Here is a 23,516-nt window from a genome sequence, read left to right as displayed (position 1 = left end):
GAGATTACGAACTTGGACTTCAACCACAAGACAACCCGACATTTAATAAAGTTGAAAGTGTAGTTTCTTATTGGGGAGTAGAAAATATTCAAGCGACTTTTGACCGACTAATTGAATTAGGGGCGACCGAAAATGAAAAACCATATAGCGTTGGTGGAGATTTAATGACAGCGACTGTTAAAGACCCATTTGGAAACGTAATTGACTTGATTTACAATCCTCATTTTCAACTAAAAGATTAACCAATGGCATCCGACGCAAACTTTGTAGATTTTGTATTAGAACAAATCAAAAATTCAGGAGAAATAACTGCTAAAAAGATGTTTGGTGAATACGGCATTTATTCAGACGAAAAACTATTTGGGTTAATATGTGACAATAAACTCTTTATTAAGCCAACAAATTCAGGACGAAAGTTTATAGGAAATGTTGTTGAAGCACCGCCATACGAGGAAGCAAAGCCAAGTTTTTTAATAGAAGACAAAATTGAAAACAGCGAATGGTTAAGTGAATTAGTTAGAATATCATTGAATGAATTACCAGCACCTAAACCGAAAAAGAAAAAATGACAATAATGAAGCGAATGCCCCGGTTTGGTCGGGTTGACAAGTGGGGCAGGTTGCGGGCGACAGGCAGAGCATCCCGACAGTCGGGCTTTGACAGGCTTGGTACAAAAGATTGACGGTGCCTTGGTTAGCTTCGCCCTCGGTACAAAAGGTTGGAACGTGCGTTATCATCGCTCCGCGTGGGCGGCTCTCCGGCGACAGGCAACACGCCCCATGTGTAAATGTCTCGCTACGCTCGTCATCACACATGGGGGCGTTGGGTGAATCTCCGAGTTGCATCTATAAACTGGGTTGATGCCGACCGTGCGAATGCTTATTGAGGTAATTTTGGCCTGCATTTTCGGGTTTTGGCTGACAGGTCGCGTGACTACCTGTATATTCCGTAGTTTTCGAAATAATACCTTCGACCCCATGCCTCAGATCTGTCACCTCACCGCTTACATAGAGCAATTAGCTCCCCTCGCCTACCAGGAATCGTACGACAACGCGGGCTTGATTGTGGGCGACTTCGGTACGGAGATTACGGGTGTTCTGGTGACGCTCGACGCCACCGAAGCGGTTATCGACGAAGCGATTGCCAAAGGCTGTAACGTTGTGGTGGCGCACCACCCGATTGTGTTCAAGGGTTTGAAAAAACTCAATGGTCGGAACTACGTGGAGCGAGCGGTTATCAAAGCCATCAAGAATGACGTGGCGCTCTACGCGGCCCATACCAATTTAGACAACGTCGTGGGGGGCGTCAACTTTAAAATTGCCGAGAAATTGGGGTTACAGAACGTGCAGATTCTGGCCCCAAAAACCGGAGTGCTGACTAAGTTAGTTACCTTTGTGCCAGTAGCCGACACGCAGCGGGTGCTCGACGCGCTCCACGCGGCTGGGGCCGGTCAGATTGGCAAGTACACGAACTGTAGCTTCCGGGTCGAGGGGACAGGCGCGTATCAGGCCGGTGCTGATGCCAACCCGGTGCTGGGCGAAATCGGTGAGTACCACCACGAGGCCGAACACCGGATCGAGGTGATTTTACCAACGCATCAGCAGGATAAGTTGCTCGCAGCCCTGCGGCAGGCGCATCCGTACGAAGAAGTGGCCTGTTACCTGACGCCGGTAGCCAATGCCAATCAGGACGTTGGGTCGGGCGCGGTGGGCAACCTGCCCGAAGCGATGGATGGGCAAACGTGGCTGACATACCTGAAAGAGAAGATGAATTTGAACCTGATCCGGCACACCCATCTGCCCGACCGGGCCATTAGCCGGGTAGCCGTTTGTGGGGGCGTGGGAAGTTTTCTGCTGCCGAACGCCATCCGGTCCGGGGCTGACGTGTTCGTGACGGCCGACTACAAATACCACGAATTTTTCGACGCCGACGACCGCATCAGCATCTGCGACATTGGTCATTATGAGAGCGAGGTGTTCACGAAGGACTTGATTCAACAGCATTTGGCCGAAAAATTCGCTACTTTTGCGGTGATTTTATCCGAAACCAACACAAATCCGGTCCGGTACTTCTACTAAATGAATAGTGTACAGTGAAAAATGGTTGCTGTGTAATGCACCCCTGACGATTCTCATTATTCATTAACCATTTTTCATTATACACTACTCATTCTCCATTATACATTAAAAAAATCCCCCGAATGGAACTGACAATTGCGCAAAAATTAGATGCCCTTCACAAACTACAAACCCTTGACTCTCAATTAGATGAACTGGTTAAAGTTCGCGGGGGACTGCCTGAAGAAGTCCGCGACCTCGAAGACGACATCGCTGGTTTTGAAACGCGAATTGGTAAGTTTCAGGCCGAAATAAAAACCCTCGACGAAGAAATTGAACGCAATCGCGTTGCCAAAAAAGACGCCGAGAAGCTAATTACCAAGTACAAAGATCAGCAGATGAACGTCCGCAATAACCGCGAGTTCGACGCCATATCGAAGGAAATCGAGTTGCAGTCGCTCGAAATCGAACTGGCCGATAAACGCATTGGTGAAGCGCAGTTTCGGGTTCGGGGTAAGGATGAAGAAATTAAAACGACGCAGGCAGCCCTCAATGAGCGCAAAGAAGATCTGAAAGCTAAAAAGGCCGATCTGGACCAGATTACGTCGGAGAGTCAGGAAGAAGAAAAGGGAATCGTTAAAGGGCGCGACCAGCAGGCTACGACTATTGAGCCGCGACTGCTGAACTCGTATAACAAAATTCGGGGCAATGCGCTCAACGGACTGGCCGTGGTGATGGTGAAGCGCGGAGCTTGCGGAGGCTGCTTCAACGTGGTGCCGCCCCAACGCCAGGCCGACATCAAAGACAAAAAGAAAATCATTGTCTGCGAACACTGTGGCCGTATTTTCGCCGACGTAGAAGGCATCCCGGAGCCAGCACCGACCGGCAAAGGCAAATAAAATAATCAGCATTGGGTACAGAAGGTCGTCAGGTTGGCGACCTTTTTTCATAAGCTTATTATGCGTTACGGGCTGATTTTTCTGCTGACGATATCCGTTGCCTGCGGACAGGATTTTGCCTGGACACCGGGACAGCAACGCGCCTACGCCGACCTTCAGAAATTAAAGATTCAACCCGCCCGGCAGCCACTGACTCTCGACCCAGTTGGTAACCCAATAGGATCAGGTGTCCGTATTTTTCTGGACGATTACGCCGACATGCTCACGCTCGTGACCTCAGACGACGACCAGTTGTTTGATCGGTTAAACGACCGCGAGAATGATCGGCTCGATACATTGAAACAGATGGACGATGCCTCCCCCTGGCAGCGGGTAATGCAGGCAGAAGTACGGTTGCACTGGGCGTTTGTGAAGCTGAAATTTGGCAGAGAGTTGAGCGCCAGTTGGGACGTTATCCGCGCCTACAAACTACTCAGCGAGAACCAGAAACGCTTTCCCAACTTCCTGCCAACCTACAAATCGCTGGGAACGCTGCACATCATGATCGGCTCGGTGCCCGAAAATTACGTGTGGGTAGCGAATCTGCTCGGTCTGCATGGTACCATTCGGCAGGGGCAGCAGGAACTACGACGGGCGAGGCAGGACGCTCAGTTCGGTCTCGAAGCCCGGCTAATCGACCTGATGGTCCGCGCCTACATCCTCAAGTTTACCGATGCCGACGGACTAACGCTTCAGCGACTGATACGGGACAATCCCGACAACCTGCTGCTGCATTTTTTTGGTGCGATCATCGAGCAAAAAAACGGCCACAGTGAACAAGCACTTACTTACCTGACCACCCGCCCAACCGGCCCCACTTACCAGCCGTTGCCGGTCATCGATAATATTCTCGGCGATATCTACTTACAAAAAGGCCAGTATGACACGGCAGAAAGTCATTTCAGGCAGTTTCTACGGACGTACAAAGGCCAGAATTTCCTGAAAGATTCGCACTATAAACTGTTCCTCTGCCACTGGTTAGCTAATCAGACCGATGCTCAATCCCGCCCCTTTTTGGCGAAGGTGACACGCGTAGGTCGGACAACGGTGGAGTCGGATAAGGCCGCCCAGAAATTTGCGGAAGCGTATTTGCAACGTGGGGCGTCGCCCAACCAGAAAATCCTGATGCGGGCGCGGTTAGCCTCCGACGGTGGCTTCACCGACAGTGCGCTGACCTACCTACAACCGTACAGCGAAGCACGCTTTACTACCGTTGCTGAACGCGCCGAATACAATTATCGCCTGGGACGCATTCACCAACGCCGGAATGATCCTGACGAGGCTATCCCCTACCTTAACCGCGCCCTTGCCCTGAGCGAGACCGATCAGTTAACCTTTGGGGCAACGGCGGCTTTGCAGTTGGGCTACATCTACCAACAAAAGAACGACCGCCCCAAAGCGCGTTCGTTCTTTCAGCAAGCCCTCAGCTTCAAGCGCCACGAGTACAAAAACAGCGTGGATAACAAGGCAAGGGCGGGGATAAATAGTTTGTAGTTTATGGTTTGTAGTTGGCTGACCGCACCGGCGGACCGGCATCCAGTTCATGCGTCAGCCAACTACAAACCCTATAACTATTCAAGTGCCGCCACCCCCGGTAGCGTTTTGCCCTCCATGTACTCCAATAAAGCACCGCCCCCGGTGGAGACGTAGCTGACGCGGTCGCCGTAGCCCGCCTGATTTACGGCCGAGGCTGAGTCCCCCCCGCCGATGAGCGAGAACGCGCCGTTTTCTTCGGTAGCGCGTACGACCGCTTCGGCGATGGCATCGGTGCCGTGGGCAAAATTCTCGAACTCGAATACGCCCATCGGGCCGTTCCAGAGAATCGTTTTCGACTGCATCACTACGTCGGCAAATACCTTGATCGACTCGGGACCGATATCCAAGCCCTCCCAACCGTCGGGAATCTGGCCGGTGGCAACGGTTTGCCGGTTGGCGTCGTTCGAGAAAGAATCGGCGCAGAGGTTATCGACAGGCATGTAAATCTTGACGCCTTTGGCTTCGGCTTTTTTGAGCAGCATCAGTGCTAACTCCTGCTTGTCGGCTTCGAGCAGCGATTTCCCAATTTGCCCACCCATCGCTTTGGTGAACGTGTAGGTCATACCCCCGCCAATGATGAGGTTATCGACCTTATCGAGTAGCTTTTCGATGATCAGAATTTTGTCGGAGATTTTGGCCCCGCCCATAATTGCCGTAAACGGGCGTTCGGGCGCGTCGAGTACTTTTTTGGCGTTGTCCAGTTCGGCTTGCATCACGTAACCGGTCACGCGGTCGGTGAAGAACTGGCCCATAACAGCCGTGCTGGCGTGGGCGCGGTGGGCCGTTCCAAAGGCATCGTTAACCCAGACATCGCCGAGTTTGGCTAATTTTTCGGCAAACGCCACGTCGCCTTTTTCCTCTTCTTTGTAGAAACGCAGGTTTTCGAGCAGCAAAATCTCACCCGGTTGCAGACTGGCGGCCTGCCCCGTCGCCGACTGACCGATGCAATCATCGGCGAATTTGACGGTACGACCGAAGGCTTCGTTAAGCGCGGGCAACACATGTTTAAGGGAATATTTGGCTTCGGGACCACCCTTCGGCCGACCGAGGTGCGACATCAGAATGGCCGACCCACCATCGTTCACGATCTTCATGATCGTGGGGATGGTAGCCCGGATGCGGGTATCGTCGGTGATGGCGAACTGATCGTCGAGGGGAACGTTGAAGTCCACGCGGACGAGGGCTTTGTGGCCGGAAAAGTTGTAAGCGTCGAGGGTTTTCATGCGACTATATCTGGTCGTTGGTTGCGGGGCCAAACATAGGGCTTTTTCAGCAGATCGACCTCGGAACCCTATCGTTTGCACTTACACAGCCGCGATGCGCAGGGGTGAGTGTTGGGCGATCCAAACCGATGTGTCTACTAAAATTGGCTCCATCTAAATCGATGGGGTTTGCGTGGCATCTGTGTCATCCCAAAATTCTACTTTTCCCCGCATTAGCGATATCAGATCATGTCGACGATTCATGTTAATATATTCCTATAACGCCAGTTCAACAACCGCTTTTTTGGTCTTAACGCCACTCATCTCCATCGCCTTCTTAAGCAATTCATCGTCAATGTCGATATTCCTTCGCATAGCTTTCGTTTGTTTTATACACATTAATACTTCCCTTCGCTGCCACCGCCCCCGAAGTGGCCACCGCCAAATTGAACGCCTTCTTTGGGTTGCTGCTGTGCTCCGGTTGTCGCCTGCATAGCCACGGCCGTACCCACGTTGACAAAAAACTGGTCGGGTGATTCGTAGTCCGGGTCGTCGGTGAAGCCGTTTCGATAGCTGAGTACGCGTTCCTCTGCCGTTATGGGCTGGCGCAGGAACCGGATGATTATCACCGCCAGGCCAATCAGCACCAAACCACCCAGCGTCAGTGCCACGTTGAGCGGCAGCAACCCGGTGTACTCATGCACCGTTATTACAGCTGCAATCAGGCCGAGACCGCCCAAGATGATCAGCATTCGGTTTTTGCGGCTTAAGCCCTGCTGCAAATAAGCCGCCGGAATGGCAAACGTGAGAAACCAGAACAGTCCCGGCAACGCAATCTCCGGTATGCCGGACCACGGCGCATCAACAGGAACCAGCTGACCGGGTGCGGGGTCCAGCAGCAGTCCATTCAGTTCGCGTACGACGAAGTAGTTTCCAGCAGCGGCCAGCACAATCAACGCTACCCACTGCGCCAGATTCAATGCATCAGCGTAGTACGGTGATTTGCCGATTTGCTGTACCGTTATGAAAAGCCCACCCGATACAGCCATCATCACAAACGGCAGCGCGGCTTTACCCCAACTGAACTGGAGCATTCCATCAAACACGAACGTGTAAAACGTGGCCAATGCAATGAACGCAATAAGCGTATCGCCGTAATACCACAGCACCAATAGCAGCAAGGGCAGTGTGAGCAGGCAGTACGTGGCGATAGTCAGATCAGTAGGCAGGAACTGATTGAACCCGAAGGCCAGAAAACCCGTCAGCATCACGACAAACGCATTATCGACGCCGTTTCGGTAGAGTTGCCGCCGGTTGATGAGCAGCCGACCAACCAACCCAATCGCGATACCCGATCCGATATTGAACAGCCCGGAAGTCGTGCGGTCGTCGAGCAGACTGCCAATCGCGGTGGCTGGCAGCAGATAGCAACTCAGGATGGCGACAACCGTGAACAGAAATAAACCGACTTCGAGAAATCCGTTCGTTTGTCGAAACTCAAACGGGAAGGAACGCCGGACCGCGTCGATTTGCACGTCGGTCAGTAGCCGTTGCCGGTGCCACTGCTCCGCTTGCTGCACCACGGCCCGGTTGCGCACCCACGTTTCGTTATATGCCCTCATTTGACCGTATTTCGTTTGGGTAACTGACGCAGCAGGTAACTAACCAAGGCGCTGCCCGTCAGGATAAAGTACCAGTAGTCGAGACCCGACCCGCCCAGGAAACCATCGAGCAGGTAATGAAAAACCAGGAACGTAACTCCGATGTAGCCGTACACACTGCTCATCAGCAAAAATAAAAACAGTTGTCGGCGTCGCGCCAGTTGATCGAACGTAATGCACGCCCCCGCCAGTCCCAGCGCAAACCACAGCCGAAGCCCCTCGAAGTTGAACAATCCGCCCAGCAGGGCAATCATCAGCAGGTTACCGGCAATGGTCAGGTGGGTTTCAGTGAAATGCGGTTTTATGCGTCGTTGTTCGAGTACCAACGCCCCCCCGATTAGTATCAAGGCAAGGACGATGGCCGAAAAAACGGTCGACTGGTCGAAAAAGTTGGTTTTGACGTACAGTTCAAGGGGCCGGACCGTGACGCCCACCCACGAAATGAGCGCGGTCAACCCCATCCCCAGCACACCCCGGTGATCGAAGCGGTACGACAACGGCAGAAACAGCAGGGCGGGTAGCAAGGTGACTAATCCGTAGCGTTCGCCGAAGACGTTATAGGCGTACTGTGCGTACCCTTCGAGCGTCAGGAATAACAAACACGCCAGCAGCAGCGCGTAATCACCAAAGGTCGAGCGGCTTTTTGTCTGGTCAAACGTCCAGTCCGGGCGGTGTTGCCAAGCAAAGAGAAAGCAGGCCCCACAGCCAACCGCCATCGCCGTAAGCAACGCGCCGTGCCCAATCTGGTCGAAGTTATCGTAGACCAGCAGCCCCAGACCCGAACTCAGCAACAGGATACCAATGTAGAGTACCGAACGCAACTCCCAGTGCAGCGAAAACGGCTTCGTCTGCTCAAATTCAGTGATTTTCGTTCGCTGATCGGGTGGTATAATCTGCTGGTTTACTAACTCGTTCAGTACGTCAACTGGGGACATAAATGGGGATTTTTTTGTTATTTACGTACATGATCGGACGACAAAAAGTTTTACTGACACCCCGCTACTACCTCGACAATTTCCAGTACGTGCTGGACTTTGTCAAGCGACTGTATGGTGGTTTACTGAACGAAGCCGAGTGGGATTTCGTGCGCCGGTTTGAGACGCTCAGTCTGGACGCCCAGTGCCTGTACGTACGCTTCAGTAACCGCAAAGGACTTTTCTTTCGGGTCAATAAACTACACTACCGCGAAATTAACGACTTACCAGCCGCCGTTGGCGAATTGCTGCTGGCTGGTTTCATCGAACGGCTATCGACGCATCACGAGATCATGGGTAACGACGCACTGGGCGTTTTTACGAAGCCCGAACTGCTCGAACTGCTGCCGCTGGAACCCGAAGAAGTTCGGTCGCTGAACAAAGAAAAGAAAGAGAGCGTGGTCCGGTACGCGCTGCACGAATTGAACTTCGCCGAAATTGTGACAAGCCTGACCACCCGCGAAACGGTGGTGCGCATGAATTTCGAGGCCGAAGGGATGATGGTCAAATACCTGTTCTTTGGCAACCGGGGTGGCAGCATGACCGACTTTGTCGTGCGCGACCTCGGCATGGTCAATTTTGAGCGCTACGATGAAAGCAAGATGACGGCCCGCTTCCGCACTCGTAAAGAGGTGGAAGATAAATTGCTGATCTCGCTGACGAACGAGGAGTTTTACGAACTCAAAACCGCCGAAGCGCCCGCCGACGACATCTACAACTGGTTCCTGAACTGGAACGAAACCCGCCCCGAACTGACTGAGATTGCCATTCCGGGCTATCAAAAGCTGGTTTGCCGCGTAGGTGCGTTCTTAGAGCGGCAGAAGTTGCCCGAACAGGCACTGTCCGTCTATGAGCTTTCGGATCGCGTACCGGCGCGGGAACGGCGGGTGCGGCTGCTGTTTAAAAACGGGTCTACAGACGAAGCCCTCGCCCTCTGCGACGAAATTGCGGTGCAGCCACTGAACGCTGAGGAGCGCTATTTTGCCAACGACTTTCGCGAGAAAATTCTGAGTGCGGGGGCGAAAAAGAAATCCCGCAAAGCTACTACCCGCTTTTTATCTGATGCCGAGAGCGTGGATATCCCGGCCGCCTACCGTCACCATGTTGAAGCGGGGGTGATGAACCATTACTTAGAGCAGGGCTACGACGCGGCTTTCACCGAAAACTACCCGTGGCGTGGGCTGTTCGGACTGCTCTTCTGGGACATTATTTACGACGCCAACGTATCGGCCATTCACCACCCGCTGCAACGCGCCCCATCAGACTTTTACCTGCCCGATTTTTACCTGAAGCGCGAGGACCTGCTCAAGAAACGGCTCACCGAACTCGAAACCAAAGACGACTGGCGACGGCACACGGGCCGGACATTTAATGCCAAATACGGCATCACTAACGTCCTGGTCGACTGGTCGGATGAATTGCTGGGGCTGGTGCATCGCATGATCGAGTTGCTCGATCTGGCCCAACTGCGGTTGATTCTGCTCGAGATGGCTCGCAATGTCCGCGAGCACACGCGCGGCTTCCCCGACCTGCTGATCTGGAACGAACGGGGCGACTATGATTTCGTGGAGGTCAAATCACCGACCGACCACCTCGGGCCGCAGCAACTTCACTGGCTGGAGTTTTTCCAGACCATCGGCGTGCGCGGCAAGGTGATGCGGGTGGTTTGGGAAGCGTAACCTAAAGACACAAGATTTAACCGCACCGGCGAACCAGTCTCTATTGGCCCAACCACCCGCCCGTAAATCCCGCCTTCGTCAGGCCACGGCGAATGTGTGGGTTCTTTTTCATCAGGTTCCAGACGAATCCCGTCCGCAGATTTTCGGCCATGAGCAGAATTGGCCCTTGGTCAATACCGAGGTAATCGACATCAAACCAGCCTTGTTGAGTCGAGCCGTTTGCGTATCGCGATGCATAACGATAGGTCGGGTTGAAAGCGTCGCGGAAGCCGTAGTCACCGTAGAGTTTCGCCCCGTATTTTGTTTTCATTGCCCGCAATGTCGGTACGCAAATCTCCGGCGCGAACGCCAGCGATCCGCCAGCGGCCGTAGAGGCAATTGTCCCATCGTCCACAATTTGCGTTGAAGCGGCTCCCCTCGCCCGGTACGAAAAAAATTGCCGACCACCAACGGTCGTGTCTTTGGGGCCGTCGCAGGCGGTCAGGCCCCAGATCATTGGGCCGTAATCCTGCCATTTGCCCGGATTAGCCACGCAGTACGCCTGGTTCGCGTAGGTAGCCCGGCGCGAGTTTTCGGCGTAGTCGATTCCCCTGCCCCGCATGAACTCGTCCTGAATACCCCGAAAGTCAATCCAGCAGTGCGAATACTGATGCCCAAACAGCGGGTCGAAGTTAACGTGCGGCTGGTCGTAGAACGTGGCCCACGGGTACGATTTCGTCCAGGCAGGCCACACCTCCGGCCCAACGGGGTGCGTGGGTGAGCCGAGCGCCAGTACGTAGAGCAACATCGCTTCGTTATAGCCGGTCCAGTCGCTTTTGATAAAGCCCGTTTCGGGGTGCCAACCCATCGACACAAAAGGCTGTCTTGTTTGAAACCACGTCCAGTCCACTCGACTGTAGATCTGGTCGGCAAGTTGTCGAATCTCTGTTTCGGCGGGCGTATTCTGGTCGAAATAGGATTGTGCACTCAGGATGCCGCCCAACAGCAGGGCCGTGTCAATTGTGGACAGTTCGACCTGTTTGAACCGCTCTCCGGTCTTCCTATTCAAAAAATGGTAGAAGAATCCTTTGTAGCCCGCTACGCCCGTTGCCTTGTCAGACTGTGGGGCATTAGCAAAAAACCGTAGTGTCTTGAGCGTCCGGTCGGCGGCTTGCTGGCGGGTCACGTAGCCCCGCTCCACGCCCACCAGATACGACGTTAATCCGAAACCTACGGCCGCAATGCTGGCAAAGGAAGGCGTAGGGGCGCGGTCGGGCACCAGGCCATTTTCGGGATTGGTTGTATCCCAGAAATACCGGAACGTATCGCGTTGCAGACTATCCAGAAACGCCTGGTCAGCCGCCGTTAAAGCAGCCGTTGGTGCTTGCTGGCTTTTAGGCTGGCAACAGACGATGGATAGCGAACTACAGAGCAGGATGGTCGTTAGGAATTGGTTCATTCAGATTAAATAGGTGGATTCGAAATGGACCGCGGATTTTTATGATTCTTGTGATTTGTCAAGATCATTCTTAAATCATAGAGATCATAATCATAAAAATCCGCGTTCCATTCCATCAATATCCCGGATTTTGCGTTAGTGCGCCCCCGCTCAACTGAATCTGATTCTGCGGAATGGGGAATACTTCATTTTTACCTTTCACGAAGGTTTTCCCGTGAGCCGCGAATGCCTGCACGGCTCGCCCCGGCTGCACGTCTTCCTGCCGAATCAGATCAAAAAAGCGGTCGTGCTCCATCCCCAGTTCAACCCGCCGTTCATGCCAGATTCCCGCCAGATCAATCGTTGTCTGAGCAGGCAGGCCAGCGCGGGTGCGCAACCGATTGATGTCGACCAGGGCGTCGGCGTTTCGGCCGAGGGCCAGCGCGGCTTCGGCGTGAATCAGCAGGATTTCGCCTAAGCGCAGAATGCGCAGGTTTTTGGGCAACCGGTCATTATTACCGCAGTTGCGTTCGGCGGTGCGGCTGTGGTAGGATTTGTAATTGTAACGGTCATTTTCGACCGAGTCACGGCTGGGCACCCGGAAACCATCCCAGAGCACGGTACCGAGTGGGGCGAGGTTGATAAACATAATCGTTGCGCCCCGACGCAAATCTCCCACTTCGTACTCCGCCACCATGCTCTCCGAGGGTGTGCCAAAGCCAAAACCCAGATCGGACCAGCCCCGTTTGCCTCCCGCGCGGGGTCCCTGGCAAACGCTGTAAAGCTCAATGGCAGCGTCACAGGATAGATTGATGCCGGTTTGTACCTCGAAAATAGACTCGGTGCTGTTGGCCCCAACTTCCCGCCAGATACTGGCGTAGTTTGGCAACAGGTCGTAGGTGCCTGCCTGATTTTTGATGATCGAATCGGTCAGGTTGTAAGCTTGCTGCCAGTTTTTCTGGTACAAATACACCTTCGCCAGCATTCCCATCGCAGCCGCTTTTGTCGCCTTGCCCGTCTGCGTTTGTGCTTTAACCGGAAGATTATTGACCGCAAACCGCAGATCGCTGACGATGAGCGCGTACACTTCCTCCCGGCTGGCCCGCGTTTGCAGAGCCGTATTGTTGACTTCCCCAACGGGTGGCACGGCGTCGATGAGCGGAACCCCGCCGAAGAACCGCACCAGATTGAAATAGAAGTACGACCGCAGAAAACGCACCTCGCCTTCGAGTTGATTACGCGTATCCTGCCCGGCCGGGCTGAGCGGAATCAGCGCCAGCGCCTGGTTTGCCCGCGCAATGGCCCGGAAATAGGTAGCCCAGACATTGTCCAGATTACCGACGCCGGGCGTGGGATTCAGGTTATCGAGCGTCCCGAAGGAGTTGGCGCCGTCGGCAGGTGAGCTGCCCTTATCGGCATCGTCCGACGCGATGTTGGTCATACCCACATAATCGAAGCCGTGCATATTGCCATTCCACATGCTGTTGTAAATGCCTGTAACCAAACTTTGCGCAGCCGCCGGATCGTTGCGCACGGCGGCCTCGCCTATCTGCCCCTGCGGAGGAGTGTCTAAGAAATCATCACAGGCCGTTATGCCCACGACCAACAGGACGATGAGCAGAAGAAAACGGGTGAGTTGTCGGGTATAATTCATAGTAGTTGAGTCGAAAGATTAGAAGCCTAGGTTGAGTCCGATGGCAAACGTCCGGGTGGTTGGGTACGAGTTGAGTTCGATGCCAGAATTTAATACCGAACTACCCGCTGGCAAGTCCAGATTCCCGCCGGGCAATTCGGGGCTGAATCCGCTGTATTGCTGAATGGTGAACAGGTTTTGCGACGTCACATAGATCCGGGCGGTGCGGAGCTTGGCTTTTTCCTTCAGTCCGTTCGGGATGGTGTAACCCAGCGTCAGGTTGTTGAGCCGGAGAAACGACCCCGACTCAATAAAGTAGGTTGAGGCCGGAGTTGCCGCCGTGAGCAGGCGCGGGTCGGTTGCCGACGGCCGATTGGCCAGCCAGCGGGCATCGGCGTAGGCGGCTTCGATGTTGTCGGTATTTTCGAAGCGGAATGCTTTTTTACCGTTGTAAATCTGATTACCTGCGTTGCCGTACACATCGGCCGTCAGGTCAAATCCTTTGAAATTCAGCCCTAGGTTGATGCCGTAGTAGAGTTTGGGCTGGTACGATCCGGCATAAATCCGGTCGTCGTTATTGATTACGTTATCGCCGTTAACGTCCTCGTAACGAAGGTCGCCCGGCCGCACGTCCGCCCGGTTTCCGAACACCGGTGCCCCGTCAATTTCGGCCTGATTCTGGAACACACCCGTGGCGTTCAGCACGTAGAAGCTACCCACCGGCTGCCCATTGTCGCTGCGCGTGACGAAGCCCTGCTGCCCAACGCCCCCGCCCAGCAGGGCCTGCCCGCCGTTGAGTCCGACAAGCCGGTTTTGGTTGGTGGTCAGGTTGCCACCAATGCTATAGCCCAGCCCATTGCCCAGCGTTTCTTTCCAGTTGAGCACAAACTCGAAGCCCCGGTTACGAAACGACGCAATGTTGGTCAGAAACTGATTGTCAGGATCGCCGAAGATGGCCGGGATCACGCGAAACGCCAGCGCGTCGCGGGTGGTTTTGCTGTAATAGTCGATTTCGCCGGTCAGCCGGTTGTTGAACAGGGCAAACTCCAGACCCACGTCGACCTGCTGCGTACGTTCCCATTTGAGCTGCTGGTCTTTGATGTCCTGAATGGCCGTTCCCAGCGTCAGGCCATTGTTGTAGAAGTACGGGATGTTGACGGTCGCCGTCAGGATGTAGGCATTGCTCCCGATGTTATCGTTGCCCAGAATCCCCCAGCTACCCCGAAATTTCAGGAAATCGAACAGCGACTGGCTCTTCATGAACGACTCATCCGAAATGACCCAGCCAACGCCCGCCGTTGGAAAGTAGCCCCACCGCTCCCGAAACTTGGAACTGCCATCGGCCCGCAATGACGCGTTGAACAGGTATTTATTCTGGAGACCATACGTCACCCGCGTCACGAACGACTGACGGGCCTGAAGGTCGCCCCCGCTGTTGTTAGACAACTGCTGATTGGGATCACCCAGCCCCAAATACCACTGATTGGGATCGTTGGGAACGTTGATACGGGCGCCTTCGATGAAATCCGACGTGAAGTTCTCGGTTACCGATCCCAGTAGAAACGTGAAATCGCTCTCGCCAAACGTCTTGTCAATCGTCGCGGTGTTGTCGATGATGTACCGGACCGATTTGCTTTCGTTCAGGCTCAGCTGGCTGTTTTGTTGCCGCTGATTGCCGCCCGCCGTAACAAACGTATTTGCGTCGTTTTGGAACGCCCGCAGGTACGTCCGGTCGCGGTTGAAAATCAAATCCGTGTTGAACGCCGAACGCAGCGTTAGCCACTCGACGGGTTTGTAGTTCAGCGCCAGATTTCCCTGCAAGCGGTTGTTGATGATACGACTATTGCGGGCTTCTAAGCTCAGAATCGGGTTGGCAACGTTGCCGAACGCCGATAGGTTACCGTACCGATCACCCTCTTTGGCGGGCACAATGGGAGCCGCCCGGTATAGACTTTGGTACGTACCGTCTAAATTAACGCCCCGTTCGTTTCCCCTCGAAAACGAAAGCTGATTGCTAAACGTCAGTTTGTCATTGATCTTCACCTCGTTGTTGGCCCGGATCGTCAGCCGCCGGAAATCGTTGGTGTTGACCACACCGAAATCGGTGAAGTAGCCCGCGCTGAAGAAAAATGTGTTACGCTCGCTCCCGCCCGAAATGGATAGGTTGTGGTTCGACTGGGGCGCGTTTCGCAGCGCGTAATCATACCAGTTCGTTGTCTGAGTCGATGTTAAGGGCGGATTGTTGACATTCTGGTTCGGAGCCGCGTCGGTCAGGTAGCTGACGTACTGCTCCCGATTCGCCATCTGGACTAAGTTAGCCGGTTGCCGAACACTGAAATTGGCGTCGTACTGCACCTGCGTCGCGCCCGATTTGCCCCGGCGCGTTGTGACGATGACGACCCCGTTAGCCGCCCGCACCCCGTAGATAGCCGCCGACGCATCTTTGAGCACTTCGATGCTCAGAATGTCGTTGTTGCTGATGTTGCGAATATCGTCAGTCAGCACGCCATCCACCACGTAGAGCGGACTCACCCCGGCCAGCGCTGAACCGACGCCCCGCACCCGAATCTGGGGCTGCTCATTCGGACGACCCGACGCGATAATCTGCACCCCGGCCAATTTACTCTGCAAGGCCTGCGTAGGCGTCTGAACCGGATATTTAATGATTTCCTCACCCTTCAATTGCGCAACGGCCCCGGTCAGGTCGCGTTTGCGCTGGGTGCCGTACCCGACCACGACGACTTCGTTCAGCGTCTGGCTATCCTCGGCCAGCGTGACATTTATCGCTGTTTGATTACCCACGGCTACTTCCTGCGTGGCGAAACCGATAAAGCTAAAAACCAGCACGGTCTGCGGGTCAGCCGTGAGTTGAAAAGTCCCGTCGGTGCTGGTTGTGGTGCCGCGTGTTGTGCCTTTGACCGTTATGGTAACGCCGGGCAACGCCTGCGCCTGTGCATCGACTACCTTACCCGATACGGCAGCCCCAGTTTGGCTTGCTACGGGAGAAACCGACGCGGGAACGGGGGCAGTTTGTGGGGTAGCTACCGTCTGCGATTCGGGCGACGCGGTGGCGGCTTGCGGTGGCGTGGGCAGACCAATCGTTCCGGGCGGGCTAACCGTCTGCGCCTGACTGGTCGTACGACAAAGCATACCCAGCAGTAGTAAGTAGTGTAGTTTTTTCATACGTGAGTCGAAGGTATACTTATCAGATAGATTTAACTTCAACCCAAACGAATGCCATTTGTTCTCAACAAAATACTAAAGCAACGGCTGGTTACAACGATTACAACACGTGGCCTAACCGCAGGAACACGGGAAACTGCACCTCCCGCTCGCTATCGCCCCAAACCGGCTTAAGGGCATCTGCCAGCGCAACAACCGGGTCTTCCTCGTTCTCGTGAATGTATTGCCGCACGGCCGACCACGTTCGCAGGTAGTTCAGGAACCGCTCCAGCGACCAGTTGCGCCGAACGATGAACTCCGCCCGCTGCGCATCGGCGAACGGAAACGGCAGCGTGGCATACCGGTTGTCGATATACTGGCGTTGCGGGTCCCAGTACGGCCCGACGTGGTTCCGATAGAAATCAATTAATATCGGGTCGAGATCCGTAGAAATATTTACCAATCCGTAGCCCCATTCGGCAATGACTGCGCCGGGTTTAGCCACCCGCCGGACTTCCTGGTGAAACGCACCGACATTGAACCAGTGCAGCGCCTGCGCAACAGTGATCAGATCGAAAGTGTGATCGGCGAAGGGCGTTTGCTCGGCGGGACTAACCCGGTAGCGAATGTTCGGTTTCTGAACAGCCAGAATCAACTGCGTTTCGCTGATGTCGGTAGCGTCGACCTGCGCGAAGAAGTCAGCCAACGCACCCGCGACCTGCCCATTGCCAGTGGCGCAGTCCCAGGCCGTCATGCGCTGCGGCACAGCCTTCAGAATAAACTGATACAGCTCGTCGGGGTAGTCGATGCGATATTGTGCGTAGAGGTCGGCGTGGCCGGAGAAACGGTCGATGGGTGGTAACATGCCGGATAATTACGGATAAATTTTAAACGATTTCGGGAAACAATTGTCAAACGATTGTTTTAATAGGAAAATGCAAAGCCCGGATTGGCTTATCGCCCGGAACCGTCTATTTTTGTGGGGTTAGCCCCTACCCTGTTGTTTTTGTTTAATTAATCAATCGCTTACCCGCTTCTCATGAAAAAATCGTTTGGATTCCTCCTCGCTACGGTTGCGCTCACTGTAGCCTCGTTCAACGTTAACGCTCAGGCGCCCGCTGCCGATATTCCGGCAGACATGAATGCCCTGATGAGCAAATACACTTGTATTGCGTGCCACCGCCCCAATCAGCGCTTAGTTGGGCCTGCCTATGCCGATGTGGCTAAGAAGAATTATTCCAACGAGAAAATCGTCGACCTGATTTATAATCCGGTTCCGGCCAACTGGCCTGGCTATCCGCCCATGGTGGCGATGAAGCAGGTGCCGAAGGACGATGCGATGAAGTTAGCCGTCTGGATCAACTCGCTCGACGGTGGGGCCAAGAAATCATCGACCAAAAAGACCAGCACCAGTTCATCGAAAGCAAAGACAACCAAGAAGGCATAATTATAAAAAAGCATCCCGCCTTCGGCGGGATGCTTTTTTATGGTCTTTACTCAGGAAGACCAAGCGGTACTCCGCTTTACTGACTGACGATTAATTTTCTATCAATAGGCAGTTCGGGTGCTTTCCGGGCCGGGCGGCTTCCCATTGTGACGTAGCTCATGGCTGGTGGCTCAATAGCAAACGTCTGCGTGTAGCGATCATTCTGTTTGCTAAGTTCGACCGTGTACTGACCCTGCGGCAGATACGACAAGTTCAGATACCGACGATAGCGGGCAACGGATTCGAACGCGCTGTAAACAGCTTGTCCCTTCTCGTTTCGGATCACCACCCGAACTTGTCCACCCGTCAGGTTATTAAAAATAACGTTAATAGTCGATGGCGAGTTGCCCACCGGATAAACAGTAGCCTCTAATTGAGTTGGCGATTCGGTCAGTTTCTCCCGCCCAACAAACGTTTGCGCGTGCAGTGCCGACGCTGACAACAGGAGAGCAATGAGCACAACGAAGGTGCTACGGCTCAAGATAAAGCGTTTACTAATCATGGTTGTATTGGTTAAAAAAGAGGGATAGAAGCAGAAAGCCTTGTGCCGCCTGTCGGTTGTTTACTGCGCAGGAACAAGACTGACAGTCAGCCGTGCGCCTACGAAACAGTTAGTCGCGCTGACAATTAGATAAGGAAACATCCTGACCGAAATCAGTAGAATGACACAAACCGTATTGATTTTTGCACGGCACGAGAAAAGCTAATAAATACCGCACATCATGGATGAACAGGCCCACGGCAACTCCGCCCTTTTAACCGAATTACTGCACTATCCAATGCCCTACGGCAAGCACAAAGGGCAGTTAATCAGGCATTTGCCAATGTATTACTTGGAGTGGTTCGCGCAAAAGGGATTTCCGGCGGGAAAATTGGGCATGTTGTTGCAAACCATGTACGAGATAAAGCTGAATGGGCTGGAGTACCTGCTGGATGGGTTGAAAAATAAAACGTAGCAGCGGACGATTATAAACCAGCTATAAAATGCCAGTTCGGCCGACCTTAGGACGCAGTCCTGTAGGGACACAACAGCGCAGCGTCGGTAGAAAAACCAGTTAGATTATTCGTTTGGTGTGCCGTAGGGACCGTTCGCTGATCATGAACTATACGAGTGTTACGAAAACGCTTCAATCTGAAAATTACACGGACCTTATCGTTTATGAGGTTTCTTCAAGAATGAGCAGTAGGAGATATTTTTCATGAATGAGTTGCAGAAACGGACAGAGATGCGGTTGTTAAGCATAAGGCTTCTTTGGGGGAAATTTTAACGCATACGATTACGTAAAACAAACAATGCCCGGCTGCATTTTTACAGCCGGGCATTGTTTGTTTTACCGTTATCAGCTCTCCCTACTCCGCCACCTTCATAGTCCGCTGCCGCACGGCTTCGTAGAGCACCACACCCGTGGCGACCGATACGTTGAGTGAACCCACGGCTCCCAACAGCGGAATCTTGACGTGGTTATCGACCATGCGGAGCAGTTCGGGCGAGATACCGTCCTCCTCCGACCCGACAATCACGGCCAGCGGGCCAGTCAGGTCGGTGGTGCGTTCGTAGAGGTCGCGGGCTGATTTTTCGGTACAGGCAATCACCTGGATGCCTGACTCCTGCAAATATTTTACGGTTTCGGTCAGGTCCGGCTCGCGACAAACGGAGATGTGGTTGAGCGCCCCCGACGAGGTTTTCATGGCGTCGGAGTTGATGGCAGCCGCGCCCCGGCCCGGAATCACGATGCACTGAATGCCCGTGCATTCGGCGGTGCGGGCAATGGCCCCGAAGTTGCGGACGTCGGTGATGCGGTCGAGGAGCAGGAAAAACGGTACTTCGCCCCGCTCAAACACGTCAGCAATGACGTTGGACAGTTTTACGTACTGCACCTGCGCAATCAGGCAGACGACACCCTGGTGATTTTTGCGCGTCAGGCGGTCGAGCCGCTCCACGGGGACGCGCTGAATGGTGACGCGGTTCTGGAAGGCCAGATTCTGAATGTCGGGGTTGCTCAGCCCCTTCTCCATGTAAAGCTTGTCGATCTGCTGATCGGACCGGAGCGTTTCCAGCACCGACTGGATGCCGAACACCATCTCGTCCGGTCCGGGGCTGAACTGGGGTTTGTTGTTGTGATACGTTTTACGTTGATCGGGGCGATTTACTCGCGGATTGCGCCGGTTCTCCATGCTTCGACTATCGGGTACCAAATCGGCTGGTATTCAATGTAGCGCACCAGTTCGTAGTAATCCTCGACAAATTGATTTGGTTTTTTGGTAAAGGTAAAGTTAATCTCCGACACGTTCGCCCGGCGATTGTACACCCATACCTCCCGCTCCCGGTTGCGCTGCACGCGGTCGGGCGCACCGAGCACGATATAAATCATGCCTTTGTCGGTTTTCCAACCCTCTTTATAGCTGGTAAACAGCCGATTAGCTTCTTCAACGCGATTAAAATAAGCTTTCAGCGTCTTTTTTGCCACCTCTTCATTTCCCGACATCAAACTCAGCCAATACCGGTCGAACGCCTTTTTGGTATCCTGCGCCTGTGCCAGTTCGCTGATTTCGCTGCTGGTGCTCATGTACAGCACCGGTTTAATGAGTTTTTCGGGACGCGTCATTTTGGGGAAGCGTTTATCGGCCACCACCAGGCCAATACCAGTGGCGTCGGTGGTGTCTTCCATAAAATAATACAAGCCTTCTTTAGGCAGCGCAAACGGCTGGCCGGTCGTAATGGTCAGCGTCGAGTCGGTAGTCAGGGACTTAGAAGCCGGGCGGGCAGCGGTGTTCATGGGCGACGAAGCCGCGTCGAACTCGTGCTTGTAGCGGAACCCATACAGCGTCTTGCTCGTACCGGCTACGTCGCCAATAACGACCGTTTCGCCAACGGTCGTGTAGTTTTGCAGTTGCGGCCGCTTGTCAGCTTCATCGAGCAACGCAAAACGGTCGCTCAGCTTGGTAGATTTAAACCGCAGCGACAGGTCATTACGCGCCTTGGTGCCCGTGTTCGTCTCCGTAATCTCAGTCAGCAAAATAGCGTTGGGTATGTCTTTAGAACGCTTTACGTCGAAGGTCAGCGTTAAATGATCGCCCTGCTGACCAACCGACTGAGCGTTGAGCGGCACAGCTCCGTAGCCCAGCCGTTCGCGGTTATTGTAGTCGGGATACATGACGTAGGCCACCTGAAAATGCTGGCTGAAGTCCGCAGGGTCGACCATTGGATTACCGGCGGGCGTTTTTGCCGTCAGGTCCATATACACCCGAATGGTGTTGGTGTCGACAGTTAGAAACTTAGCCTTGATGGACGTAACGACCCATTCGCCAGCCGATTTCGCGGTTGGCACCGACCCCACGCTGGTCGCTGGTCCATCGACCGACCGAATCGGAGCCGCCGTCGATGGGGCGTCGTCGCGCCGGGTCGGTGAATTGGCTGAGCTGGTTTGCGCAGTCGCGGGTTGCTGCGCCGATTGAGGAGTGTTGCGCTGAGCTTCGGTACGGGCCGGTGCACCGGCCCGCCGGTCATATTCCGCGTTGATGCGGGCCTGCTGGGTTTTCTTGTTCGACGAGCAGGAAGCCGACAGTAGAGTTAAAAGGAGTAGAGCAGAAACGATACGCATAAAGTGATGCAGCTTAAACCTGTAAGGTCTCAGAGACCTTGCAGGTTTTGTGTGAGTCCTTGCAGGTTTGTAGTATAACGAAAAAGAGACTCGTTTTGAGTTGCCCTACCTGTCTGTTTTTCTTTAGCTCTGCAAAAGAGTAGTTTTGCCGTACGAATTCCACGCATAATGTGGCGAACGCATGTACAAAACCACCGAAATAACCTCCGCCGAAATCGCATCGGACAACCCCGTTCATCAGCGTCTGCTATTTCCCTACGTCGAAGCGGCCGGGATTGTGGGCGGCAACGTGCTCGAAATTGGGTGCGGCTGGGGCCGGGGACTCGAATTGCTCACCAAAGCGGCCGACCACTACACGGGCATCGACAAAAACGAAGAACTTATTAACGCGCTCAGCGCCGAGTACCGGAACGCAACGTTTATGGCGGCTAACATTCCACCCCTCAGCACGTTAGCCACCAATACCTTCGACTATATCGTAACGTTTCAGGTGATTGAGCACATTCAGAACGACGACCTGTTCATCAGAGAAGCGCACCGGGTGCTCAAACCGGGCGGCAAATTACTGCTAACGACGGTCAACCGGGCGTTCTCGCTGACGCGCAACCCCTGGCACGTTCGGGAGTATGACGCCAATGGTCTCCAGGCACTGATGGGCAAGCACTTTTCGTCGGTCGATACGCGCGGCATTCACGGCAACGACAAGGTGATGACGTATTACGAGCAGAATAAAGAATCGGTGAAGAAGCTGACGCGTTTCGACGTGTTTGACCTGCAACACCGCCTGCCGCGCCGGTTGTTACAAGTGCCGTATGATCTGATGAACCGCCTGAACCGCAACCGACTGCTTCAGGCCGACGGCATTGCCGCCGAAATTAACTACACCGACTACCTCGTCAGCAATGACCCCGCCGGGAGTTTGGACTTCTTCTACGTAGCGACGAAGTAGCGCGTTAGTTTTTGGGCGTTTGCGTGTGTAAGTTTATGTCTCGTTCAATGATTGAGCGCAAACACTTAACTATTTAAAAACTCACTCTATGTCCCTTACCCGACGTTCGTTTCTTCACCAGGCCGGTGCGTTCACGACTGGCGCAGCCCTGTTACCCACGGCGCTGCAAGCCGCTTTTTCGCCATCAGCGACGGTCAAAAACCCCGGTATCCAGCTCTATTCCCTGCGCGACGACATGGAGAAGGACGCCAGAGGAACCCTCAAAGCCGTAGCCGCGATTGGCTACAAAGAGATCGAGTCCTATCCCGGCAGCAAAGGCTTTTTGTGGGGTATGAAACCCGCCGAATTCAAGTCGTACATGAGCGAACTGGGTCTAACGCCCGTCAGCACACATACCGGCGTCGAAAAAAACATGCCCGAACTCATGGATCAGGCAGCCGGTGCGGGTTTCAAAAACTTCGTGGTCTCGTGGATCGGCAAGGAGAAGCGGGAGAATTTAGATGGTTTTCGGAAAGTGGCCGATGAGTTCAACCAACTGGGCGAACAGTCGAAAAAAGCCGGGCTGCAATTCGGTTACCACAACCACGATTACCCGTTTATCGAGATGGACGGTCAGGTGCCCTTCGACGTGATGATGGCCCGCACCGACCCCAAACTCGTCACTTACGAGCTGGATTTGTTCTGGGTGGTGGAGCCGGGCAAAGACCCCGTCACGTTCTTCAACAAGTACCCCGGCCGGTTCTCAATGGCCCACGTTAAAGACCGCGACCCAAAAAACGCCAAATTCTCAACCATCATTGGTCAGGGTAATCTGGACTTGAGTAAGATGATGACGGCTGGCCAGAAAGCGGGCGTTAAGCATTACTTTGTTGAAGTCGAAGAATACGGAACGCTTACCCCCACCGAAAGCGTCCGCCAGTCGATTGCGGGCATGAAGAAGCTGGTATTTTGATAAATCAGACCTTTGCCAAAGTTCTAAACGTTGGCAAAGGTCTGGCAAAGGTTAGGGCAGTCTTCATAACCGTGATCACAGTACGTTTAGACAGTAGCATCTGTTTTTTAACGGTATAATATCGTACTGTTTGAGTGTCTGGTTAACATAACCTTTACTTATATAACTAAGCGTATGCTACTGATTTCTGTGTACAGTAAATTGGTAAGCTCATGTATATTAGCGTATTACAACGAAATAAGAAAAATAGAAAGTCGCGGCATTTCAA

The 23,516-nt window shown here is 53.8% G+C and carries 20 protein-coding genes; 9 read left to right on the top strand and 11 right to left on the bottom strand.

All coding sequences use genetic code 11. From position 1 onward, the window contains the following. The first annotated feature begins 245 nt into the window (after positions 1-245). The 4 genes from ACYVHB_RS00100 (at position 246) to ACYVHB_RS00085 (ending at position 4,489) form a co-directional block, all read left to right on the top strand. Positions 246-569, top strand: coding sequence for a TfoX/Sxy family protein (locus ACYVHB_RS00100; RefSeq protein ID WP_461048437.1), 324 nt, complete (start codon positions 246-248; stop codon positions 567-569). A 408-nt stretch (positions 570-977) separates the two neighbouring features. After that, positions 978-2,078, top strand: a complete 1,101-nt coding sequence (locus ACYVHB_RS00095; protein ID WP_461048435.1) for a Nif3-like dinuclear metal center hexameric protein — start codon at positions 978-980, stop codon at positions 2,076-2,078. 122 nt (positions 2,079-2,200) lie between these two features. Beyond that, the gene (locus ACYVHB_RS00090) at positions 2,201-2,956 is read left to right on the top strand and encodes a zinc ribbon domain-containing protein (protein WP_461048433.1); all 756 of its coding nucleotides are present in this window, start codon (positions 2,201-2,203) and stop codon (positions 2,954-2,956) included. 60 nt (positions 2,957-3,016) lie between these two features. After that, the gene (locus tag ACYVHB_RS00085; RefSeq protein ID WP_461048431.1) at positions 3,017-4,489 is read left to right on the top strand and encodes a tetratricopeptide repeat protein; all 1,473 of its coding nucleotides are present in this window, start codon (positions 3,017-3,019) and stop codon (positions 4,487-4,489) included. Between the two features lie 77 nt (positions 4,490-4,566). Here ACYVHB_RS00085 and ACYVHB_RS00080 read toward each other — a convergent pair whose 3' ends face one another. The 4 genes from ACYVHB_RS00080 to ACYVHB_RS00065 form a co-directional block, all read right to left on the bottom strand. After that, on the bottom strand, positions 4,567-5,754 hold the full coding sequence (locus ACYVHB_RS00080; protein ID WP_461048429.1) for a phosphoglycerate kinase: 1,188 nt from the start codon (positions 5,752-5,754) through the stop codon (positions 4,567-4,569). Between the two features lie 255 nt (positions 5,755-6,009). After that, positions 6,010-6,108, bottom strand: coding sequence for a type II toxin-antitoxin system VapB family antitoxin (locus ACYVHB_RS00075; protein ID WP_461048427.1), 99 nt, complete (start codon positions 6,106-6,108; stop codon positions 6,010-6,012). A gap of 23 nt (positions 6,109-6,131) precedes the next feature. Continuing rightward, complete coding sequence (locus tag ACYVHB_RS00070) at positions 6,132-7,355, bottom strand: hypothetical protein (RefSeq protein ID WP_461048425.1); 1,224 nt, start codon at positions 7,353-7,355, stop codon at positions 6,132-6,134. Beyond that, complete coding sequence (locus ACYVHB_RS00065; protein WP_461048424.1) at positions 7,352-8,329, bottom strand: DUF2157 domain-containing protein; 978 nt, start codon at positions 8,327-8,329, stop codon at positions 7,352-7,354. The genes ACYVHB_RS00070 and ACYVHB_RS00065 overlap by 4 nt, the downstream gene beginning before the upstream one ends. A 29-nt stretch (positions 8,330-8,358) precedes the next feature. On the opposite strand from ACYVHB_RS00065, the gene ACYVHB_RS00060 reads away from it, so the two are divergent. Next, positions 8,359-10,047 (top strand): VRR-NUC domain-containing protein, encoded by a 1,689-nt coding sequence (locus ACYVHB_RS00060; protein ID WP_461048422.1) that lies wholly within the window; start codon positions 8,359-8,361, stop codon positions 10,045-10,047. A gap of 40 nt (positions 10,048-10,087) precedes the next feature. Here ACYVHB_RS00060 and ACYVHB_RS00055 read toward each other — a convergent pair whose 3' ends face one another. From ACYVHB_RS00055 to ACYVHB_RS00040, 4 genes are all read right to left on the bottom strand, one after another. Further along, complete coding sequence (locus ACYVHB_RS00055; protein ID WP_461048421.1) at positions 10,088-11,485, bottom strand: glucoamylase family protein; 1,398 nt, start codon at positions 11,483-11,485, stop codon at positions 10,088-10,090. Between the two features lie 115 nt (positions 11,486-11,600). Next, complete coding sequence (locus ACYVHB_RS00050; RefSeq protein ID WP_461048419.1) at positions 11,601-13,118, bottom strand: RagB/SusD family nutrient uptake outer membrane protein; 1,518 nt, start codon at positions 13,116-13,118, stop codon at positions 11,601-11,603. Between the two features lie 18 nt (positions 13,119-13,136). Then, entirely contained in the window at positions 13,137-16,280 is a 3,144-nt protein-coding gene (locus ACYVHB_RS00045) for a SusC/RagA family TonB-linked outer membrane protein (RefSeq protein ID WP_461048417.1), read from the bottom strand. Between the two features lie 100 nt (positions 16,281-16,380). Beyond that, positions 16,381-17,124 carry a class I SAM-dependent methyltransferase gene (locus ACYVHB_RS00040; protein ID WP_461048415.1) on the bottom strand — a complete coding sequence of 248 codons (744 nt, stop codon included), beginning with the start codon at positions 17,122-17,124 and terminating at the stop codon, positions 16,381-16,383. A gap of 174 nt (positions 17,125-17,298) precedes the next feature. Here ACYVHB_RS00040 and ACYVHB_RS00035 point away from each other — a divergent pair, with 174 nt between their 5' ends. Beyond that, on the top strand, positions 17,299-17,706 hold the full coding sequence (locus tag ACYVHB_RS00035; protein ID WP_461048414.1) for a c-type cytochrome: 408 nt from the start codon (positions 17,299-17,301) through the stop codon (positions 17,704-17,706). A gap of 76 nt (positions 17,707-17,782) precedes the next feature. On the opposite strand, the gene ACYVHB_RS00030 is transcribed toward ACYVHB_RS00035, so the two are convergent. Next, entirely contained in the window at positions 17,783-18,247 is a 465-nt protein-coding gene (locus ACYVHB_RS00030) for a hypothetical protein (RefSeq protein WP_461048412.1), read from the bottom strand. Between the two features lie 220 nt (positions 18,248-18,467). Between ACYVHB_RS00030 and ACYVHB_RS00025 the strand changes: the two genes are divergently transcribed. Then, positions 18,468-18,701: a DUF3820 family protein gene (locus ACYVHB_RS00025; RefSeq protein WP_461048411.1), complete on the top strand. Its 234-nt coding sequence runs from the start codon at positions 18,468-18,470 to the stop codon at positions 18,699-18,701. Between the two features lie 394 nt (positions 18,702-19,095). Here the strand turns inward: ACYVHB_RS00025 and rlmB are convergent, their stop codons facing one another. After that, entirely contained in the window at positions 19,096-19,920 is an 825-nt protein-coding gene (gene rlmB / locus ACYVHB_RS00020; RefSeq protein ID WP_461048409.1) for a 23S rRNA (guanosine(2251)-2'-O)-methyltransferase RlmB, read from the bottom strand. Continuing rightward, positions 19,893-21,347: a GWxTD domain-containing protein gene (locus ACYVHB_RS00015; protein ID WP_461048407.1), complete on the bottom strand. Its 1,455-nt coding sequence runs from the start codon at positions 21,345-21,347 to the stop codon at positions 19,893-19,895. Before ACYVHB_RS00015 ends, rlmB begins: the two co-directional genes overlap by 28 nt. Before the next feature lie 181 nt (positions 21,348-21,528). Here ACYVHB_RS00015 and ACYVHB_RS00010 point away from each other — a divergent pair, with 181 nt between their 5' ends. Next, complete coding sequence (locus ACYVHB_RS00010; protein WP_461048405.1) at positions 21,529-22,296, top strand: class I SAM-dependent methyltransferase; 768 nt, start codon at positions 21,529-21,531, stop codon at positions 22,294-22,296. An 88-nt stretch (positions 22,297-22,384) separates the two neighbouring features. After that, entirely contained in the window at positions 22,385-23,248 is an 864-nt protein-coding gene (locus tag ACYVHB_RS00005) for a sugar phosphate isomerase/epimerase family protein (RefSeq protein ID WP_461048403.1), read from the top strand. Positions 23,249-23,516: the final 268 nt, after the last annotated feature.

The organism is Spirosoma arcticum (assembly GCF_054779955.1).
Note: the sequence above shows the minus strand (reverse complement) of the source record. Positions and strands in the feature narration are given on the sequence as shown.

Coding starts and splice junctions, on each gene's coding strand:
- ACYVHB_RS00100 (WP_461048437.1), top strand. CDS start 246: ATGGCATCCGACGCAAACTTTGTAGATTTTGTATTAGAACAAATCAAA.
- ACYVHB_RS00095 (WP_461048435.1), top strand. CDS start 978: ATGCCTCAGATCTGTCACCTCACCGCTTACATAGAGCAATTAGCTCCC.
- ACYVHB_RS00090 (WP_461048433.1), top strand. CDS start 2,201: ATGGAACTGACAATTGCGCAAAAATTAGATGCCCTTCACAAACTACAA.
- ACYVHB_RS00085 (WP_461048431.1), top strand. CDS start 3,017: ATGCGTTACGGGCTGATTTTTCTGCTGACGATATCCGTTGCCTGCGGA.
- ACYVHB_RS00080 (WP_461048429.1), bottom strand. CDS start 5,754: ATGAAAACCCTCGACGCTTACAACTTTTCCGGCCACAAAGCCCTCGTC.
- ACYVHB_RS00075 (WP_461048427.1), bottom strand. CDS start 6,108: ATGCGAAGGAATATCGACATTGACGATGAATTGCTTAAGAAGGCGATG.
- ACYVHB_RS00070 (WP_461048425.1), bottom strand. CDS start 7,355: ATGAGGGCATATAACGAAACGTGGGTGCGCAACCGGGCCGTGGTGCAG.
- ACYVHB_RS00065 (WP_461048424.1), bottom strand. CDS start 8,329: ATGTCCCCAGTTGACGTACTGAACGAGTTAGTAAACCAGCAGATTATA.
- ACYVHB_RS00060 (WP_461048422.1), top strand. CDS start 8,359: ATGATCGGACGACAAAAAGTTTTACTGACACCCCGCTACTACCTCGAC.
- ACYVHB_RS00055 (WP_461048421.1), bottom strand. CDS start 11,485: ATGAACCAATTCCTAACGACCATCCTGCTCTGTAGTTCGCTATCCATC.
- ACYVHB_RS00050 (WP_461048419.1), bottom strand. CDS start 13,118: ATGAATTATACCCGACAACTCACCCGTTTTCTTCTGCTCATCGTCCTG.
- ACYVHB_RS00045 (WP_461048417.1), bottom strand. CDS start 16,280: ATGAAAAAACTACACTACTTACTACTGCTGGGTATGCTTTGTCGTACG.
- ACYVHB_RS00040 (WP_461048415.1), bottom strand. CDS start 17,124: ATGTTACCACCCATCGACCGTTTCTCCGGCCACGCCGACCTCTACGCA.
- ACYVHB_RS00035 (WP_461048414.1), top strand. CDS start 17,299: ATGAAAAAATCGTTTGGATTCCTCCTCGCTACGGTTGCGCTCACTGTA.
- ACYVHB_RS00030 (WP_461048412.1), bottom strand. CDS start 18,247: ATGATTAGTAAACGCTTTATCTTGAGCCGTAGCACCTTCGTTGTGCTC.
- ACYVHB_RS00025 (WP_461048411.1), top strand. CDS start 18,468: ATGGATGAACAGGCCCACGGCAACTCCGCCCTTTTAACCGAATTACTG.
- rlmB (WP_461048409.1), bottom strand. CDS start 19,920: ATGGAGAACCGGCGCAATCCGCGAGTAAATCGCCCCGATCAACGTAAA.
- ACYVHB_RS00015 (WP_461048407.1), bottom strand. CDS start 21,347: ATGCGTATCGTTTCTGCTCTACTCCTTTTAACTCTACTGTCGGCTTCC.
- ACYVHB_RS00010 (WP_461048405.1), top strand. CDS start 21,529: ATGTACAAAACCACCGAAATAACCTCCGCCGAAATCGCATCGGACAAC.
- ACYVHB_RS00005 (WP_461048403.1), top strand. CDS start 22,385: ATGTCCCTTACCCGACGTTCGTTTCTTCACCAGGCCGGTGCGTTCACG.